We start from the raw sequence: 16,280 nt of genomic DNA, 5'->3' as shown, positions 1-16,280 counted from the left end.
GAGCCGGCGGCGAACGTGTAGTCCATCCGAAAGGGAGACCCCGTGGCACAGGACGTGCTTACCGACCTTAATAAGGTCCGCAATATCGGCATCATGGCCCACATCGATGCCGGCAAGACCACCACTACCGAGCGCATCCTGTTCTACACGGGTGTGAACCACAAGATCGGCGAGACGCACGACGGCGCTTCGACGACTGACTGGATGGAACAGGAAAAGGAACGCGGCATCACCATCACGTCTGCCGCCGTGACTTGCTTCTGGGACAAGAACCAGATCAACATCATCGACACCCCGGGCCACGTGGACTTCACAGTTGAGGTTGAGCGCTCCTTGCGCGTCCTCGACGGTGCAGTTGCAGTGTTCGACGGCAAGGAAGGCGTGGAGCCGCAGTCCGAGACTGTTTGGCGCCAGGCTGACAAGTACAACGTTCCGCGTATCTGCTTCGTCAATAAGATGGACAAGCTGGGCGCTGACTTCTACTTCACCGTAGACACCATCATCTCCCGCCTTGGTGCCAAGCCGCTGGTTATGCAGCTGCCCATCGGTGCTGAGAACGACTTCATCGGTGTTGTTGACCTCCTCGAAATGCGCGCCCTGGTTTGGCCTGGCGACGCAAAGGGTGACGTCACCATGGGCGCTTCCTACGAAGTGCAGGAAATCCCGGCGGACCTCCAGGCCAAGGCTGAAGAGTACCGTGCACAGCTCGTAGAGACTGTGGCCGAGGCTTCCGAAGAACTCATGGAGAAGTACCTCGAAGGTGAAGAACTCACCCTTGAGGAACTGAAGGCCGGCATCCGCAAGATGACCATCAACTCCGAGCTCTACCCGGTGTTCTGTGGTTCTGCCTTCAAGAACCGCGGTGTCCAGCCGATGCTTGACGCTGTTGTTGACTTCCTGCCGAACCCGCTCGACGTCCCGCCGATGATCGGTCACGATCCCCGCGACGAAGAGAAGGAACTCACCCGCAAGCCCTCTGCTGACGAGCCGTTCTCGGCCCTCGCCTTCAAGATTGCTGCGCACCCGTTCTTCGGTCAGCTGACCTTCGTCCGCGTGTACTCCGGTCACGTTGAGGCGGGCGCCCAGGTGGTCAACTCCACCAAGGGCAAGAAGGAACGTATCGGCAAGCTGTTCCAGATGCACGCCAACAAGGAAATGCCCGTTGAGGGCGCTACCGCCGGCCACATCTACGCAGCCATCGGTCTGAAGGACACCACCACGGGTGACACCCTGTGTGATGCCAACAACCAGATCGTCCTCGAGTCCATGAGCTTCCCGGAGCCCGTGATCTCGGTTGCCATCGAGCCCAACACCAAGGGTGACCAGGAGAAGCTCTCCACGGCCATCCAGAAGCTCTCCGCTGAGGACCCGACCTTCCAGGTTTCCCTCAACGAAGACACGGGCCAGACCATCATCGCCGGCATGGGCGAGCTCCACCTGGACATCCTGGTGGACCGCATGCGCCGCGAATTCAAGGTTGAGGCAAACGTTGGCAAGCCGCAGGTTGCTTACCGCGAAACCATCAAGCGCGCAGTCGAGCGTCATGACTACACGCACAAGAAGCAGACCGGTGGTTCGGGTCAGTTCGCAAAGATCCAGATCGCGATCGAGCCCATGGACACCGCTTCCGGCGAGCTGTACGCATTCGAGAACAAGGTCACTGGTGGCCGCGTTCCGCGTGAATACATCCCGTCCGTTGACGCTGGTATCCAGGATGCACTGAACGACGGCGTCCTGGCTGGTTACCCGGTTGTCGGCATCAAGGCCACGCTGATTGATGGCGCGTCCCACGATGTTGACTCCTCGGAAATGGCGTTCAAGATCGCCGGACGTATGGCTTTCAAGGAAGCTGCACGCAAGGCGAACCCTGTTCTGCTTGAACCGTTGATGGATGTTGAGGTCCGCACACCTGAGGAATACATGGGTGATGTTATCGGTGACCTGAACGCCCGCCGCGGCCAGATGCAGTCCATGGAAGACGCAGCAGGTGTGAAGGTTATCCGTGCACACGTTCCGCTGTCCGGCATGTTCGGCTACATCGGTGACCTCCGGTCCAAGACCCAGGGTCGCGCTGTGTACTCCATGACGTTCAACAGCTACGCGGAGGTCCCGAAGGCAGTTGCCGACGAGATCATCCAGAAAACCCGCGGCGAGTAATCTCCCGGTAACGGATGCAATTCCGGTATCGGGAAGGCATCTAAGCGCATGAGGCGGGGCTGCGGCGAGAGCCGCGGCCCGGTCCCTGCGCAAACAGGCTCGAGGAACTATTATTGGTTCCTGAATCTGCAATTTCACCAAAACCAAGCCCCCAAGTAGACTTGCTAAAGTTTCTGCCGCGAAAAGCGCGGCCGAGGAGCACTTCACTTGAAATCGTTCTAGGAGGAACCTGTGGCAAAGGCAAAGTTCGAGCGGACTAAGCCGCACGTCAACATCGGCACCATTGGTCACGTTGACCACGGTAAGACGACATTGACTGCCGCCATTTCCAAGGTGCTGTACGACCAGTACCCGGATCTCAACGAGCAGCGCGACTTCGCGTCGATTGACTCTGCTCCGGAAGAGCGCCAGCGCGGTATTACCATCAACATCTCCCACGTGGAGTACCAGACCGAGAAGCGCCACTACGCACACGTAGACGCCCCGGGTCACGCTGACTACATCAAGAACATGATCACCGGTGCTGCCCAGATGGACGGCGCAATCCTCGTGGTTGCTGCAACCGATGGTCCGATGGCTCAGACCCGTGAGCACGTTCTGCTCGCCCGCCAGGTTGGCGTTCCCTACCTGCTGGTCGCACTGAACAAGTCCGACATGGTTGATGACGAAGAACTCCTCGACCTCGTCGAAATGGAAGTTCGTGAGCTCCTGAGCTCGCAGGGCTTCGATGGCGATGAGGCTCCGGTTGTTCGCGTTTCCGGCCTCAAGGCTCTGGAAGGCGACCCGGTTTGGGTCAAGTCCGTCCAGGACCTGATGGCAGCAGTCGACGAGTCCGTTCCGGACCCCGTACGTGACCGCGACAAGCCGTTCCTGATGCCGATCGAAGACGTCTTCACGATCACCGGTCGTGGCACCGTTGTTACGGGCCGCGCCGAGCGTGGAACCCTCGCCATCAACTCCGAGGTCGAGATCGTTGGCATCCGCCCGATCCAGAAGACCACGGTTACCGGTATCGAGATGTTCCACAAGCAGCTCGACGAAGCATGGGCCGGCGAGAACTGTGGCCTCCTGCTCCGCGGTCTGAAGCGCGACGATGTCGAGCGTGGCCAGGTTGTCGTCAAGCCGGGTTCAATCACCCCGCACACCGACTTCGAAGCCAACGTCTACATCCTGTCCAAGGACGAAGGCGGACGTCACAACCCGTTCTACTCCAACTACCGCCCGCAGTTCTACTTCCGTACCACGGACGTAACCGGCGTTATCACCCTGCCGGAAGGCACGGAAATGGTTATGCCTGGCGACAACACTGAGATGACCGTTGCGCTCATCCAGCCGATCGCTATGGAAGAGGGCCTCGGCTTCGCTATCCGCGAAGGCGGCCGCACCGTTGGTTCGGGACGTGTCACCAGCATCATCAAGTAGTCACTACTTGTAGATCGGTGACCTTCCGGCTCAACCGGTAGTCATTCAAAAAGGACCCCACCGTTTCGGCGGTGGGGTTCTTTTTGGTACAGTTACTCTATCGATTGGAATAAACGCCGGCGAAATGCCAGATTCCCGTGACATCAAGGAGTAGCCATGGAAGTCCTGCTAGTACTGATACTCCTTGCTGTGACAGCGGCGGTGAGCAGTGCCATCGGTCGAGGCCGGGGCCGAAAAGATGCCGCGGGGACCGCTGCCGCCACAGGCATCGCTGAGCACCGCGCCTACCAGGCAGGCTATCTGGCAGGCCACATGGCCGGCTGGCGCGACGCCGAGGCCAAGATCCACGCTGCAGAGGTGTCGACGCCCCCTCAACCAGCCGCTTCGGCTCCGATAACCTACGGGGCCGGGCCCGCCGTGACGCCTGCATCAGCACCACTGCATCCACCGACGCACGTGGCAGCGCCCTTCCCAGCGCAGGCCCCCGCGCACTCAGTGCATCCACCGACGCACGTGGCGGCGCCCTTCCCAGCGCAGGCCCCCGCGCACTCAGTGCATCCACCGACGCACGTGGCGGCGCCCTTCCCAGCGCAGGCCCCCAAGCCGCCGTCGGGCGTTCAACCTCCCGCAGTCCCGCAGCGTCCCGTCATGGCCACACAGCCCCAGTGGGCAGCGGGCCAGCAGGTAGCGATACATCGGGAAACTCCCGAGGCGGCCGCGGCCCGTAAGGCCAAACGCGACCAACAGAACATCAACGTCACGCTCTACGTAGCCAGTCTTCTCTTGGTCGCCGCGGGTGCCCTCTTTGTGGGGACAAGCCTTCCTGCACTCTTCCGCTTTGCAGGTATCTGCTTCATCACCACCCTGTTCTACGTTGCCGGTTTGGTCATCCATGCCAAAATGCCGCGGTTGCGTCCAGCCGCAGTTGCCTTCGTCGGCACGGGTTTGGCGCTCATTCCCGTGACGGGCCTTGCCATGTACAACTTTGTGCTGCCCAACGGTCCGGCCGCGTGGCTGGTCACCTCACTGCTGGGAACAGCTGTTTATGCGTATACCGCGGTTCGCCTGGACAACAAGGTCCTGGCCTTCCTTTCCCTGAGCTTCCTTGTCTCTACCGCGTGGTCCGGAGTTTCCGTGCTGGGCGGCGCTTTGGTCTGGTACTTCACTGCGCTGATCGGAGTCGCCATTGTCCTGACCCTGGGTGCGCTGATTCGTCCGCGGTGGTTGCCACCGCTTTATGTCCGTCCGCTGATGGTGCTCCATCCCTATGTAGTGCCCTTGGTGGCGCTTGCGGTCACGGTCACACCTCACCTCCTGGCCAAGGGTGAGTACCCGCTGGTCATGCTGATGTGCGGCATGTACTTCGCCGTAATGGCCTTCATTCCACAGGCCCGGTACAGACTGCAGCACGCCTACGGAGCGCGCGCAACGCTGACGTTGGCGTTGCTGGGAGTGGTGTGGGACGCCACCTCGGACGTCAGCGCAGTGATGCTTGCGGCAGTCATTTGCTGTGGAGTCCAGTCCCTGGGAGTTGCGCTCGGGGGTAAGGGGCTGAAGCTGCGGCACTGGTGGTACGACGCCTTGTCCTGCCTGGGCCTTCAATTGGCGACAGCAGCCATCCTGACAGTGGTCTTGGCCCTCGGGGCTTACGACTTGCCCGCCTATGTTCCACTCAGCGTGACCATGGTGACCGCCATGGTGGTGGGCTGGAAGTTGGGCCACGGCACCGAGTTCGCGCCCGGCGTCGTCCTCGCGGTGTCCCTGCCGTTCATGGGTCTGTTGGGCGCATGGCCGGTGTCGGCCCTCCTGGCGTCTGCCGCACTGTACTGGTCAGTGCGGGCGGCTGCTCATCCGGCATCCTTCCGTCAGCCATTGGTGCTTGCAGCACGAATTGCCGTGACGGTGGCAGCGCCTACCGCAGCTGCCGGCGTTTTTGCCGAAAGCCCGGACAGGATTGCCCTTTCCTTGGTAGCACTTGTGGCTGCGGCTGGAGTGCAGCAACTGGTCAGCGCCTGGCTTGAATGTGCTGGAGTCCACCTTTTTGTTCCGCAGGCAACCCTTGCTGGATTCGGTGGACTCGCAGTAGCGGGCTTGCTCGTCCTGCCGTCCGTGGACCGAGCTGCGGGTCATCAACTCGTAGGGACCGCGGTGCTGTTGGTGTTGTTCGCAGGTGCAGCCTCGGGTGCTTTGATGTTCCCGCCCACCCGGCAAAGCAAGGCCGGCGTCGGGTCCTGGCGTCCTACCCTGGGCGAGGTCCTGGCCCCGGCTACGGCCATCGTTGCAGGCGTGGTGGCATCGGCCACGGTGTCGCTGGCGCTGGGCAACGTGGTCCTCCTGGTAGCGGTTGCCTACTTCGCCGCGACCGCCATGCGAATGCCTGTTTCCTCCCACCGCCAGTCCTATTGGTGGCTTGCTCGGGCTGCAGGTACCGTCCTGGCCGGTTCTGCCTACTTTGACGCGATACGGCATGGCTTCAGCTACAGCGTGGCTGGCGAGCTACCCACGGTGGCGTTGGTCGTAGTTGCAGCGGGGGCCCTGCAGCTGGTCCTTCCCTTGCAGCAAAGCAGCCGCAGGCGCTTCCCCCGTGCATCCGTGGTCGACGCCGGAGCGGTGGTGACCGTGATGGCGGGAGCCGCCACCGTCCTGACGGTTTCCATGGCCTCAGGGGAGCAATTCCTGCGCGGAGGCTGGCAGCCTGGGGTTGCAGCAATCGCGACGGCACTTGCGGCAATTCTCTGCGGCGTAGTCCTGCGCAGGCATTCGGCAGCTTGGCTTTTCGCGCCGGCGGCATTGGTGTTGCTTCTGGCTCTACGGCTCGGAAGTGTGCGGGATGTTGAGATCCTGCTGGGACTCTTCGCGGCCTACAGCGGCTTCATGGTGGCAGCGGCAAAGGGCCGTTTAGTACGGGGCGGCTACATGCTGGGACTCCGTGTTTTGTCTTTGGCCTTCATTGGCGTGCTGGTGGGGGATCTTTCCGGGTCGATCACCACCGTCTCCATGACCTTGGCTGTGGTCCTCGTGCTGCAGCATGCCGTGACCTGGATCCAGAGAAGCCGTGGGGTGGACATCGCCTTCCAGCAGGCCATGGTGTGGGGTACTCTGGCTGCCCAGCTCCTTCTGCCCGCGGCTTACCTGCTGGCAGGGACCTACAACGGCGGCGGCCGTTGGGTGGTCCTTATCGAGTTGGGACTCTGCGCGGCATCCGCTGTGATCGCTTGGCGTCTTCTGGGAATCCAGGGAATCCAATACTTCGGTATCCCTGCCGTGGTCGGGGGCGTGATTGCTTCCGGTCCGTCCTTGACGTTCCCGTCGGGCACCTGGTTGTACCAGCCACTGCTGGACAGGGCCCAGGTACCGGTGGTGCTCCTGGGGCTCGCAGCCGTGCTCGTCGTTGTCCGGGTTGTGCGTGCCACGGTCCGTCCCGGACAAGGTGCCGCCGGCCACGTTGCGGAGCGCTGGTTCTGGTTCATTGCTGCAATGGCGTTCGTCGTCACCGGTGGTCTGTTGACCCTTGCCGTGTCCTACGCCCTGGCTGGGCTGGCAGTGCTGGTCCTTGCGTCCGTGCTGTTCGCTGCCTCGCACGTTGAGCACTTGCCCGCCCTCTACCTCGGCGCCGCGCCGTCCATGCTGGTTGGTGCCGTTCCCGCCGTCGAAGGTTTGCTGAGGGACATGGCGCCGGGAGTATGGAGCGACTACGCACCATGGCTGGTGGGTGGTGTTGGAACAGCAGTGCTTCTTTACGCGGTGAAGCGGCTCGGAGGAGCAGCAATCAGCGGGGAACCGCTCAGGCGAAACGCCCTGACGGGAACAGCAGCCGTGGCGCTCGCGTCGTCGGCCGCCATTGGTTTGATCCGCGATGAGACATCATGGGTCGGTTTTTTCCTGGTGGTCGCGACCGGTGCGCTGGCAGTTGTTGAGATACCGTACGGCAAGTGGCTTGCTGGAGAAATTGCGGCGCTGGCGTCTTTAGCCGCCCTCCAGCGTGCGGTGCTGTTCGTGGGCGACACTGGGCCGGACTGGTTCTGGACCGTGCAGTGGTACGTCCTGGCCGGGGCTGTTTTAGCATGGCTGCGCTACATGAGAAAGCAGCGGAGCGAAGGTCTGCTTCGGCTCGCCGTTGCCGCGGGCGCCCTGTCTTTGACCTCTTTGGGGACCATCTTTGGTGGAACGGCCCCGCAGCAGTTGTATGTGCTGGTGGGCCACGCGGTGCTTCTGGTCGCCGGGTTGCTGCTGGCCGAACGGGCCATGGTGTGGTGGGGCGCCGTGGGCGTTGCCCTCAGTGTCATGTGGGCGTTGCGCTCGTACGCGTTCGCCATGCTGGCGCTGGTTGCCCTGGCGTTGATTGTCCTGGCAGTGTGGCGCCTGAACCGGAAGCCGCAGCCGCCCGGTGGTGTTCCGCCGCAGAACTTTGCACCCGGTGGTGTTCCGCCGCAGAACTTTGCGCCGGGTGGTGTTCCGCCGCAGAACTTTGCGCCCGGTGATGTTCCGCCGCAGAACTCTGCGCCGGGCGCCGCCAGTACCGACGGCTTCAACCGGGGCGATGCTTCACCCGACAGTGCTCACCCCGACGGTGTCTACCCGGGCAATGCTTCGCCCGGTAATGCCCCGTGGGGACAGGACAGGGACGGAATCCGATAATCTGGCAGTCTACGAAGAGGAGCGCAGTATGGAATTCCTGATTTTCCTGGCAGTCATTGCCGCCATCGGTGGGGGCGTGCTGTGGGGCCGCAAGAACTTCCGGAGCGAGATTGAACGCGCAAAGCGCATCAGGCGTGCCAACAAGAACAAGTAACCCGTCGTTTTAGCAGGACTGGGCTAGTCAGGCGGCCTACGGTTCTTGGGAGCGGGCCCGCTCCAGTGCACGCAACCAGTAATAGGACTCCTTGGGAGTCCGTTCCTGGGTGTGGAAGTCCACATGGACCAATCCGAAACGCTGTGAGTAGCCAGCCGCCCATTCGAAATTGTCCAGCAGCGTCCAGACGTAGTAGCCGCGCAGATCCACATCCTCGGCAATACCGCCCGGACCTGTCGCTGTCAGGGCGTGGCCGAGGTGCTCAGCCAGGTAGGAAATGCGGTTGGTGTCCTGAACGGGGCCGTCAACGTGGGGCGGCTCCGGAAAACTTGCCCCGCCTTCGGTGATGTACACCGGGGGAAGAGCGTCCCCGTACCGGTCCTTCATTTGACGCAGCAGCAGCGCCAGGTACTCCGGTGCAACGGGCCAGCCGAACCCTGTGGTTTCATACTCCTGGTAGGCGGCCAGGTGGAAGGGAACTTCGCTCATCTCCGGTGACTTTCCGGTGGGGATCTCCGCAGGCCCGGGTCCTGCTGCCACCTTCACGGGGTAGTAGTAGTTGAGCCCGTAGAAGTCCAAAGGTTGGCTGATCAGTTCAAGATCGCCGTCGTGGATGGTGCCGAGTGAGCGGAACCACGGCTTCATGGGCCAGGGTGGCTTGGGGTATTGGCCTAGCAGTATCGCATCGGCATAGATGCGGTTGAGGATCAGGTCCAGCGCCTGCGTCATCAGCCGGTCGCCCAGACTGTTGCTGGCAGACTCGACGGGGCAGTGCATGTTGGACACCCCGATCTGCCCTTTGACGCCGGCGTTCCGCAGGGCCCGGACGGCCATTCCGTGTCCCAGTAATTGATGATGTGCGGCAGGCAGGGAATCGAAAAGCAGTTGCCGGCCCGGGGCGTGCACTCCCAAGGAGTACCCCTGCACGGTGACTGACACGGGTTCGTTCATGGTGACCCAGTGATCAACACGGTCACCGAAGCGGTCTGCAGCGGCGGCGCAATAGACAGCAAAGCGCTCGGCAGTGTCGCGGTTCATCCACCCGCCTGCATGCTCCAGTTCCAATGGGGTATCCCAGTGGAACAGGGTAGCCATGGGGGAGATGCCTGCGGCCAGGAGTTTGTCGATGAGGCGATCATAGAAGTCCAGACCGCGTTGATTGATGGAGCCCTTGCCGCCGGGTTGGATCCGCGGCCAGGACAGCGAGAAGCGGTAGGAGTCCACGCCAAGCTCCTGCATCAACGCGATGTCTTCATCGGCGCGGTTGTAATGGTCGCACGCTACAGTGGGGGAGTCGCCGTCGACTATTGCTCCTGGCTTTTCCGCGAAGGCATCCCAGCCCGACGGACCACGGCCATCAGCGGTCAGTGATCCTTCAATCTGGAAAGCCGCAGACGCCACCCCCAGGGTGAAACCCGGACGCAGGCGCGCGGCAAGATCTTCCACTGAGCCTGAATCCTGGACGGTCATGCACCCATCTTCCTCAGGTGCAGGCGCCCGGGCAATGGTCCTGCAGGGGCCCTTATACCGTCGATTGGCCTTTGCCTCATATTTCCGCCATACTGGATGAGTTGTTCAAGCGCTTCTTCGTGTCCCGATCCGGATAATGCCGGGTGTCAGGGTCCAAGTGGAAGACCAAACATAACCCTGAACCCCATGGAATGCGGTCGAGTCTGCGTGGAAATCGCGACACGCCCGACCGCGGGGGTCGGTGCGCCGGCAGGTTGAGGAACCCGGAATATCCGGATTCAGCTTGTGCGGCGTGTGGTGGTAAATCCTCAAACGCTTCGGCGGCCACATCAACAGGTAAGTAAACAGAGCAGCCCTAACTAGAGCAGCACTAGCTGAAAGAGAGTCAGGCGACATGGCGGGACAAAAAATCCGCATCCGGCTGAAGTCATATGACCACGAGGTCATTGATGTTTCAGCGCGGAAGATCGTTGAGACGGTCACGCGCGCAGGCGCAACGGTAGTCGGCCCGGTGCCGCTGCCCACGGAGAAGAACGTTTACTGCGTAATTCGCTCTCCTCACAAGTACAAGGACAGCCGTGAGCACTTCGAAATGCGTACTCACAAGCGTCTGATCGACATCATCGACCCCACGCCGAAGGCCGTCGACTCGCTTATGCGTCTCGATCTGCCTGCAGACGTGAACATCGAAATCAAGCTCTAGGGAGGTGCTGAGAGACTATGACCGCAACCCGTAACGTAAAGGGCCTGCTGGGCACGAAGCTCGGCATGACCCAGGTCTGGGACGAGAACAACAAGCTCATCCCGGTAACTGTTGTCCAGGCTGACTCCAACGTCATCACCCAGCTGCGCAACGCAGAGGTAGATGGCTACGTCGCCGTACAGATCGGCTACGGCCAGATCGATCCCCGCAAGGTCACCAAGCCGCTGGCTGGTCACTTTGAAAAGGCTGGCGTCACCCCTCGCCGCCATGTCGTCGAACTGCGTACCGCAGACGCCGCATCCTACGAGCTGGGCCAGGAGCTCTCTGTTGAGATCTTCGAAGCCGGCCAGAAGATCGACGTCGTCGGCACCTCAAAGGGTAAGGGCTTCGCCGGTGTTATGAAGCGTCACGGCTTCCACGGCGTTGGCGCTTCCCACGGTGCCCACAAGAACCACCGTAAGCCTGGCTCCATCGGTGGCGCATCCACCCCGAGCCGCGTCTTCAAGGGCCTGAAAATGGCCGGCCGCATGGGCGCCGAACGTCACACCACGCTGAACCTCACGGTTCACGCTGTTGACGTTGAGAAGTCGCTGCTCCTTATCAAGGGTGCCGTCCCCGGCGCCCGCGGCCAGGTCGTACTCGTACGCACCGCCGTGAAGGGAGCCTAGTTCAATGACTAGCACTGTCAAGGTAGACCTGCCTGCAGAGATCTTCGACGTCCAGACCAACGTGCCGCTGCTGCACCAGGTCGTCGTCGCACAGCTCGCTGCTGCACGCCAGGGTACCCACAAGACGAAGACCCGCGCCGAGGTTTCCGGTGCAGGTCGCAAGCCGTTCAAGCAGAAGGGCACCGGCCGCGCCCGTCAGGGTTCAATCCGTGCTCCTCACATGACCGGCGGTGGCGTTGTCCACGGTCCGACCCCTCGTGACTACAGCCAGCGCACCCCCAAGAAGATGAAGGCTGCTGCACTCCGCGGCGCCCTGTCTGACCGCGCCCGCAACGGCCGCATCCACGTCATCGCTGAACTGGTAGCCGGCACCAAGCCGTCCGCCAAGGACGCACTGGCTTCGCTGCGCTCCGTCACTGAGCGCAAGAACCTGCTCGTCGTAATCGAGCGCGCCAACGATGTTGCTGCACTTTCCGTGCGCAACCTCCAGGATGTTCACGTTCTGTACGCAGACCAGCTGAACACCTACGACGTGCTTATCTCCGACGACGTGGTCTTCACCAAGGCTGCTTTCGAGGCGTTCGTCGCTGACAAGGCAAAGAACGAGGAGGCCTCCAAGTGAGCGTAACCACCATCAAGGACCCGCGCGACGTCGTGCTTGCACCCGTCGTTTCGGAAAAGAGCTACGGTCTGATCGACGAAGGCAAGTACACCTTCCTGGTGGACCCTCGCTCGAACAAGACCGAGATCAAATTGGCCGTCGAGAAGATCTTCTCGGTCAAGGTTGACTCGATCAACACCATCAACCGTGCCGGTAAGCGCAAGCGCACCAAATTCGGCTGGGGTCAGCGCAAGAGCACCAAGCGTGCAATTGTCACCCTCAAAGAAGGCACAATCGACATCTTCGGCGGTCCGCTCGCGTAGCGGAGACCACTTTAACGAGGAAATAAATTATGGGAATCCGTAAATACAAGCCGACTACCCCGGGCCGTCGTGGCTCGAGCGTAGCCGACTTTGCTGAAATCACGCGATCGACTCCGGAAAAGTCGTTGCTGCGTCCGCTGCACAAGACTGGCGGCCGTAACAACTCCGGTAAGATCACCACCCGTCACAAGGGTGGTGGGCACAAGCGCCAGTACCGTCTGATCGACTTCCGTCGTCACGACAAGGACGGCGTCAACGCCCGCGTTGCCGAAATCGAGTACGACCCGAACCGCACGGCTCGCATCGCACTCCTGCACTACGTTGATGGCACCAAGCGTTACATCATCGCTCCGAACAAGCTGTCCCAGGGTGACTTCGTCGAGGCTGGTCCCGACGCTGACATCAAGCCGGGCAACAACCTGCCGCTGCGCAACATCCCGGTTGGTACCGTAATCCACGCAGTTGAACTGCGTCCGGGTGGCGGCGCCAAGATGGCTCGTTCCGCAGGTGCTTCGGTACAGCTCGTTGCCAAGGAAGGCCGTTTCGCCCAGCTGCGTCTGCCCTCCGGTGAAATCCGCAACGTTGACGTGCGCTGCCGCGCAACCGTCGGCGAGGTGGGCAACGCCGAGCAGTCGAACATCAACTGGGGCAAGGCCGGCCGCATGCGCTGGAAGGGCGTTCGCCCGACCGTCCGTGGTGTAGCCATGAACCCGGTTGACCACCCGCACGGTGGTGGTGAAGGTAAGACTTCCGGTGGACGTCACCCGGTTAACCCGAACGGCAAGCCCGAGGGCCGTACCCGCCGTCCGAACAAAGAGAGCGACAAGCTTATTGTTCGTCGCCGCCGTACTGGCAAGAACAAGCGATAGGAGCCTGGACACATGCCACGCAGCCTGAAAAAAGGTCCTTTCGTTGACCAGCACCTCTTTGTGAAGGTCGCACGGGAAAACGATAAGGGCACCAAGAACGTCATCAAGACCTGGTCCCGCCGTTCGATGATCATCCCCGACATGCTCGGGCACACGATCGCCGTACACGACGGACGCAAGCACATCCCGGTGTTTGTCACAGAGTCGATGGTCGGGCACAAGCTCGGCGAATTCGCTCCCACGCGGACATTCCGCGGCCATGTTAAGGACGACCGTAAGGGCAAGCGCCGCTAGGCGCCTGACTTTACGTCTTAGACGAGAGAAGGAAAGCAATGGAAGCCAAGGCTATTGCGCGTCACATCCGCGTAACGCCTATGAAGGCCCGGCGCGTCGTCAACCTTGTTCGTGGTAAGCAAGCGAATGAGGCTCTGGCAATTCTGAAGTTTGCCCCCCAGGCAGCTTCGGAGCCGGTATTCAAGGTACTTCAGTCGGCAATGGCCAACGCACGTGTCCTCGCGGACCGTGACGGCGTTGCATTCGACGACAGCGACCTCTTCATCACCGAAGCATTTGTTGATGAAGGCCCGACCATGAAGCGGTTCCAGCCGCGTGCCCAGGGCCGCGCCTACCGCATTAGGAAGCGGACCAGCCACATCACGCTGGTTGTCGCAACCCCGGAGAAAGAGGAGGCTCGCTAAGTGGGACAGAAAGTAAACCCGCACGGGTTCCGACTCGGCATCACCACCGACCACGTTTCGCACTGGTTCGCTGACAGCACCAAGCCCGGACAGCGCTACAAGGACTTCGTCCGCGAGGACATCAAGATCCGTCAGCTCATGTCCACCGGCATGGAGCGCGCCGGCATCGCCAAGGTCGAGATCGAGCGCACCCGTGACCGTGTCCGCGTGGACATCCACACGGCACGCCCGGGTATCGTCATCGGCCGCCGCGGCGCTGAAGCAGACCGCATCCGCGGCGAGCTCGAGAAGCTCACCGGCAAGCAGGTTCAGCTGAACATCCTCGAGGTCAAGAACCCCGAGATGGAAGCACAGCTTGTTGCCCAGGGCATCGCTGAGCAGCTGACTTCCCGCGTGGCTTTCCGCCGTGCGATGAAGAAGGCAATGCAGTCCGCACAGCGTGCGGGTGCCAAGGGCATCCGTGTTGCTTGCTCGGGCCGTCTGGGTGGCGCAGAAATGTCCCGCTCGGAGTTCTACCGCGAAGGCCGTGTGCCCCTGCACACCCTCCGCGCGAACATCGACTACGGCTTCTACGAAGCCAAGACCACCTTCGGCCGCATCGGTGTGAAGGTTTGGATCTACAAGGGTGACGTAACTGCCAAGGAACTGGCTCAGCAGGCAGCTGCTGCTCCGTCCCGTGGCCGTGCAGGAGACCGTCCGGGCCGCCCGGGTGGCGACCGCCGTCGTCGTAACGACCGTCCGGCAGCTGAGGCAGCACCCGCTGCCGTTGAAGCACCGGCCGCTGAAGCTGCTGCTCCCGCAGCAGAAGGAGGACAGGCTTAAATGCTTATCCCACGTCGAGTAAAGCACCGTAAGCAGCACCACCCGGGTCGTTCCGGCGCTGCTACGGGCGGCACCAAGGTCAGCTTCGGTGAGTACGGTATCCAGGCCCTGAGCCCGGCATACGTTACCAACCGTCAGATCGAGTCCGCTCGTATTGCGATGACCCGCCACATCAAGCGTGGCGGCAAGGTCTGGATCAACATCTACCCGGACCGTCCGCTGACGAAGAAGCCTGCTGAAACCCGTATGGGTTCCGGTAAGGGTTCTCCGGAATGGTGGGTCGCAAACGTCAAGCCGGGCCGGGTTCTCTTCGAACTCTCCGGTGTCAATGAAGAGGTAGCTCGCGAGGCCCTGCGCCTGGCAATCCACAAGCTCCCGTTGAAGGCACGCATTGTGCGTCGCGAAGGTGGTGAATAGAAATGGCAGTAGGGTCGAAGGATCTCGCACCCGCACAGCTGGACGGTTTCGACAACGAGCGTCTCGTTGAAGAACTCCGCAAGTCCAAGGAAGAGCTGTTCAACCTGCGTTTCCAGTCCGCCACCGGACAGCTGGAGAACCACGGTCGCCTGCGTGCGGTAAAGAAGGACATCGCACGCATCTACACCGTTCTCCGTGAGCGCGAGCTGGGCATTCGTGCCGAGGTTGCCGCACCGGTTGTGGAAGCCAAGGAAGAAAAGAAGTCCAAGAAGGCTGCCAAGGCTGAAAAGGCCGAGGTTGAAGCTGGAGAGGACGCCAAGTGAGCGAGAAGGAAACTGTGACGGAAGCAGCAGCCAGCGCTGAACAGCGCGGTTACCGTAAGACGCGTCGCGGCTACGTTGTCTCTGACAAGATGGAAAAGACCATCGTTGTTCAGGTTGAAGACCGCGTGAAGCACGCTCTGTACGGCAAGGTTATTCGCCGCACCTCGAAGATCAAGGCTCACGACGAAGAGAACACCGCCGGCATCGGCGACCTCGTTCTCATCTCTGAGACCCGCCCGCTGTCCGCTACCAAGCGGTGGCGTCTGGTGGAGATCCTCGAAAAGGCCAAGTAAATCCGACGCCGGGCATGCCTGGCAGTGATTCACTGGAAAGGCCCGCGTTCCCCAGGGAGCGCGGGCCTTTCCGCATCTCCGGCCGTTTCGGCTTCAGGCCGTAAACGTGCTAGGATATTGAGTTTGTATGGCGCCACTTGTGCGCCGTCAACTACCTCGTAAACAATCGTGCCGCTGCATACTGCCCCGCGCAGAGTTTTCTGCAAGGGAAGCTGATGCTTGTGGCACGGGCGTTTAGGCCTGTACTGGCAAAATCCAGGCAGGTCAAGAGACACCCCGATCAACCGTTCCGCAAGGCTCATTCCGTATGCATGATTTCGGTCTGAGAACCGGCGCGACGCAAGGAGTAGAAATTGATTCAGCAGGAGTCGCGACTCAAGGTCGCCGACAACACGGGTGCTAAGGAAATCCTTACCATTCGCGTTCTCGGTGGATCTGGTCGTCGCTACGCAGGCATTGGCGACGTGATCGTCGCTACCGTCAAGGACGCTATCCCTGGCGGCAACGTAAAGAAGGGTGACGTCGTCAAGGCTGTCATCGTTCGTACCAAGAAGGAACGCCGCCGTGCGGATGGTTCCTACATCAAGTTTGACGAAAACGCAGCTGTGATCCTGAAGAATGACGGTGACCCCCGCGGTACCCGTATCTTCGGCCCGGTTGGTCGTGAACTTCGCGACAAGAAGTTCATGAAGATCGTTTCGCTGGCCCCGGAGGTGCTTTAG

The 16,280-nt window shown here is 61.4% G+C and carries 17 protein-coding genes; 16 read left to right on the top strand and 1 reads right to left on the bottom strand.

Annotated elements, in window-relative coordinates; genetic code table 11:
- Window positions 1-42: 42 nt before the first annotated feature.
- From fusA to QEH68_RS14975, 4 genes are all read left to right on the top strand, one after another.
- A complete protein-coding gene (gene fusA, locus QEH68_RS14990) occupies window positions 43-2,157 on the top strand; it encodes an elongation factor G (RefSeq protein ID WP_026539805.1) in 2,115 nt (704 codons plus the stop codon).
- 231 nt (window positions 2,158-2,388) lie between these two features.
- Entirely contained in the window at window positions 2,389-3,579 is a 1,191-nt protein-coding gene (tuf, locus tag QEH68_RS14985; protein ID WP_011775598.1) for an elongation factor Tu, read from the top strand.
- 156 nt (window positions 3,580-3,735) lie between these two features.
- Window positions 3,736-8,217 carry a hypothetical protein gene (locus QEH68_RS14980; protein ID WP_280623259.1) on the top strand — a complete coding sequence of 1,494 codons (4,482 nt, stop codon included), beginning with the start codon at window positions 3,736-3,738 and terminating at the stop codon, window positions 8,215-8,217.
- Between the two features lie 28 nt (window positions 8,218-8,245).
- Window positions 8,246-8,371 carry a hypothetical protein gene (locus QEH68_RS14975; protein WP_268825391.1) on the top strand — a complete coding sequence of 42 codons (126 nt, stop codon included), beginning with the start codon at window positions 8,246-8,248 and terminating at the stop codon, window positions 8,369-8,371.
- A gap of 36 nt (window positions 8,372-8,407) precedes the next feature.
- Here the strand turns inward: QEH68_RS14975 and QEH68_RS14970 are convergent, their stop codons facing one another.
- Window positions 8,408-9,841 (bottom strand): GH1 family beta-glucosidase, encoded by a 1,434-nt coding sequence (locus QEH68_RS14970; RefSeq protein ID WP_207594240.1) that lies wholly within the window; start codon window positions 9,839-9,841, stop codon window positions 8,408-8,410.
- A 394-nt stretch (window positions 9,842-10,235) separates the two neighbouring features.
- Here QEH68_RS14970 and rpsJ point away from each other — a divergent pair, with 394 nt between their 5' ends.
- From rpsJ to rplN, 12 genes are all read left to right on the top strand, one after another.
- On the top strand, window positions 10,236-10,544 hold the full coding sequence (gene rpsJ / locus QEH68_RS14965; RefSeq protein WP_003803825.1) for a 30S ribosomal protein S10: 309 nt from the start codon (window positions 10,236-10,238) through the stop codon (window positions 10,542-10,544).
- Between the two features lie 17 nt (window positions 10,545-10,561).
- A complete protein-coding gene (rplC, locus tag QEH68_RS14960; RefSeq protein ID WP_026539807.1) occupies window positions 10,562-11,212 on the top strand; it encodes a 50S ribosomal protein L3 in 651 nt (216 codons plus the stop codon).
- 4 nt (window positions 11,213-11,216) lie between these two features.
- The gene (gene rplD / locus QEH68_RS14955; protein WP_018776684.1) at window positions 11,217-11,834 is read left to right on the top strand and encodes a 50S ribosomal protein L4; all 618 of its coding nucleotides are present in this window, start codon (window positions 11,217-11,219) and stop codon (window positions 11,832-11,834) included.
- The gene (gene rplW, locus QEH68_RS14950) at window positions 11,831-12,136 is read left to right on the top strand and encodes a 50S ribosomal protein L23 (protein ID WP_011775593.1); all 306 of its coding nucleotides are present in this window, start codon (window positions 11,831-11,833) and stop codon (window positions 12,134-12,136) included. The genes rplD and rplW overlap by 4 nt, the downstream gene beginning before the upstream one ends.
- A 29-nt stretch (window positions 12,137-12,165) precedes the next feature.
- Window positions 12,166-13,005 (top strand): 50S ribosomal protein L2, encoded by an 840-nt coding sequence (rplB, locus tag QEH68_RS14945; RefSeq protein WP_207594238.1) that lies wholly within the window; start codon window positions 12,166-12,168, stop codon window positions 13,003-13,005.
- A gap of 12 nt (window positions 13,006-13,017) precedes the next feature.
- Window positions 13,018-13,299 carry a 30S ribosomal protein S19 gene (rpsS, locus tag QEH68_RS14940; protein ID WP_011775591.1) on the top strand — a complete coding sequence of 94 codons (282 nt, stop codon included), beginning with the start codon at window positions 13,018-13,020 and terminating at the stop codon, window positions 13,297-13,299.
- 38 nt (window positions 13,300-13,337) lie between these two features.
- Window positions 13,338-13,703 (top strand): 50S ribosomal protein L22, encoded by a 366-nt coding sequence (rplV, locus tag QEH68_RS14935; protein WP_011775590.1) that lies wholly within the window; start codon window positions 13,338-13,340, stop codon window positions 13,701-13,703.
- Window positions 13,704-14,525: a 30S ribosomal protein S3 gene (gene rpsC, locus QEH68_RS14930; RefSeq protein WP_011775589.1), complete on the top strand. Its 822-nt coding sequence runs from the start codon at window positions 13,704-13,706 to the stop codon at window positions 14,523-14,525.
- Window positions 14,526-14,942 carry a 50S ribosomal protein L16 gene (rplP, locus tag QEH68_RS14925; RefSeq protein WP_003803795.1) on the top strand — a complete coding sequence of 139 codons (417 nt, stop codon included), beginning with the start codon at window positions 14,526-14,528 and terminating at the stop codon, window positions 14,940-14,942.
- A 2-nt stretch (window positions 14,943-14,944) separates the two neighbouring features.
- On the top strand, window positions 14,945-15,265 hold the full coding sequence (gene rpmC, locus QEH68_RS14920; protein WP_014922387.1) for a 50S ribosomal protein L29: 321 nt from the start codon (window positions 14,945-14,947) through the stop codon (window positions 15,263-15,265).
- The gene (gene rpsQ / locus QEH68_RS14915; protein WP_011775587.1) at window positions 15,262-15,558 is read left to right on the top strand and encodes a 30S ribosomal protein S17; all 297 of its coding nucleotides are present in this window, start codon (window positions 15,262-15,264) and stop codon (window positions 15,556-15,558) included. The genes rpmC and rpsQ overlap by 4 nt, the downstream gene beginning before the upstream one ends.
- A gap of 353 nt (window positions 15,559-15,911) precedes the next feature.
- The gene (rplN, locus tag QEH68_RS14910; protein ID WP_003803789.1) at window positions 15,912-16,280 is read left to right on the top strand and encodes a 50S ribosomal protein L14; all 369 of its coding nucleotides are present in this window, start codon (window positions 15,912-15,914) and stop codon (window positions 16,278-16,280) included.

It is taken from the genome of Paenarthrobacter sp. OM7 (assembly GCF_029873575.1).
Taxonomy (GTDB): domain Bacteria; phylum Actinomycetota; class Actinomycetes; order Actinomycetales; family Micrococcaceae; genus Arthrobacter.
This window is presented reverse-complemented; position numbering and strand designations above follow the sequence as displayed.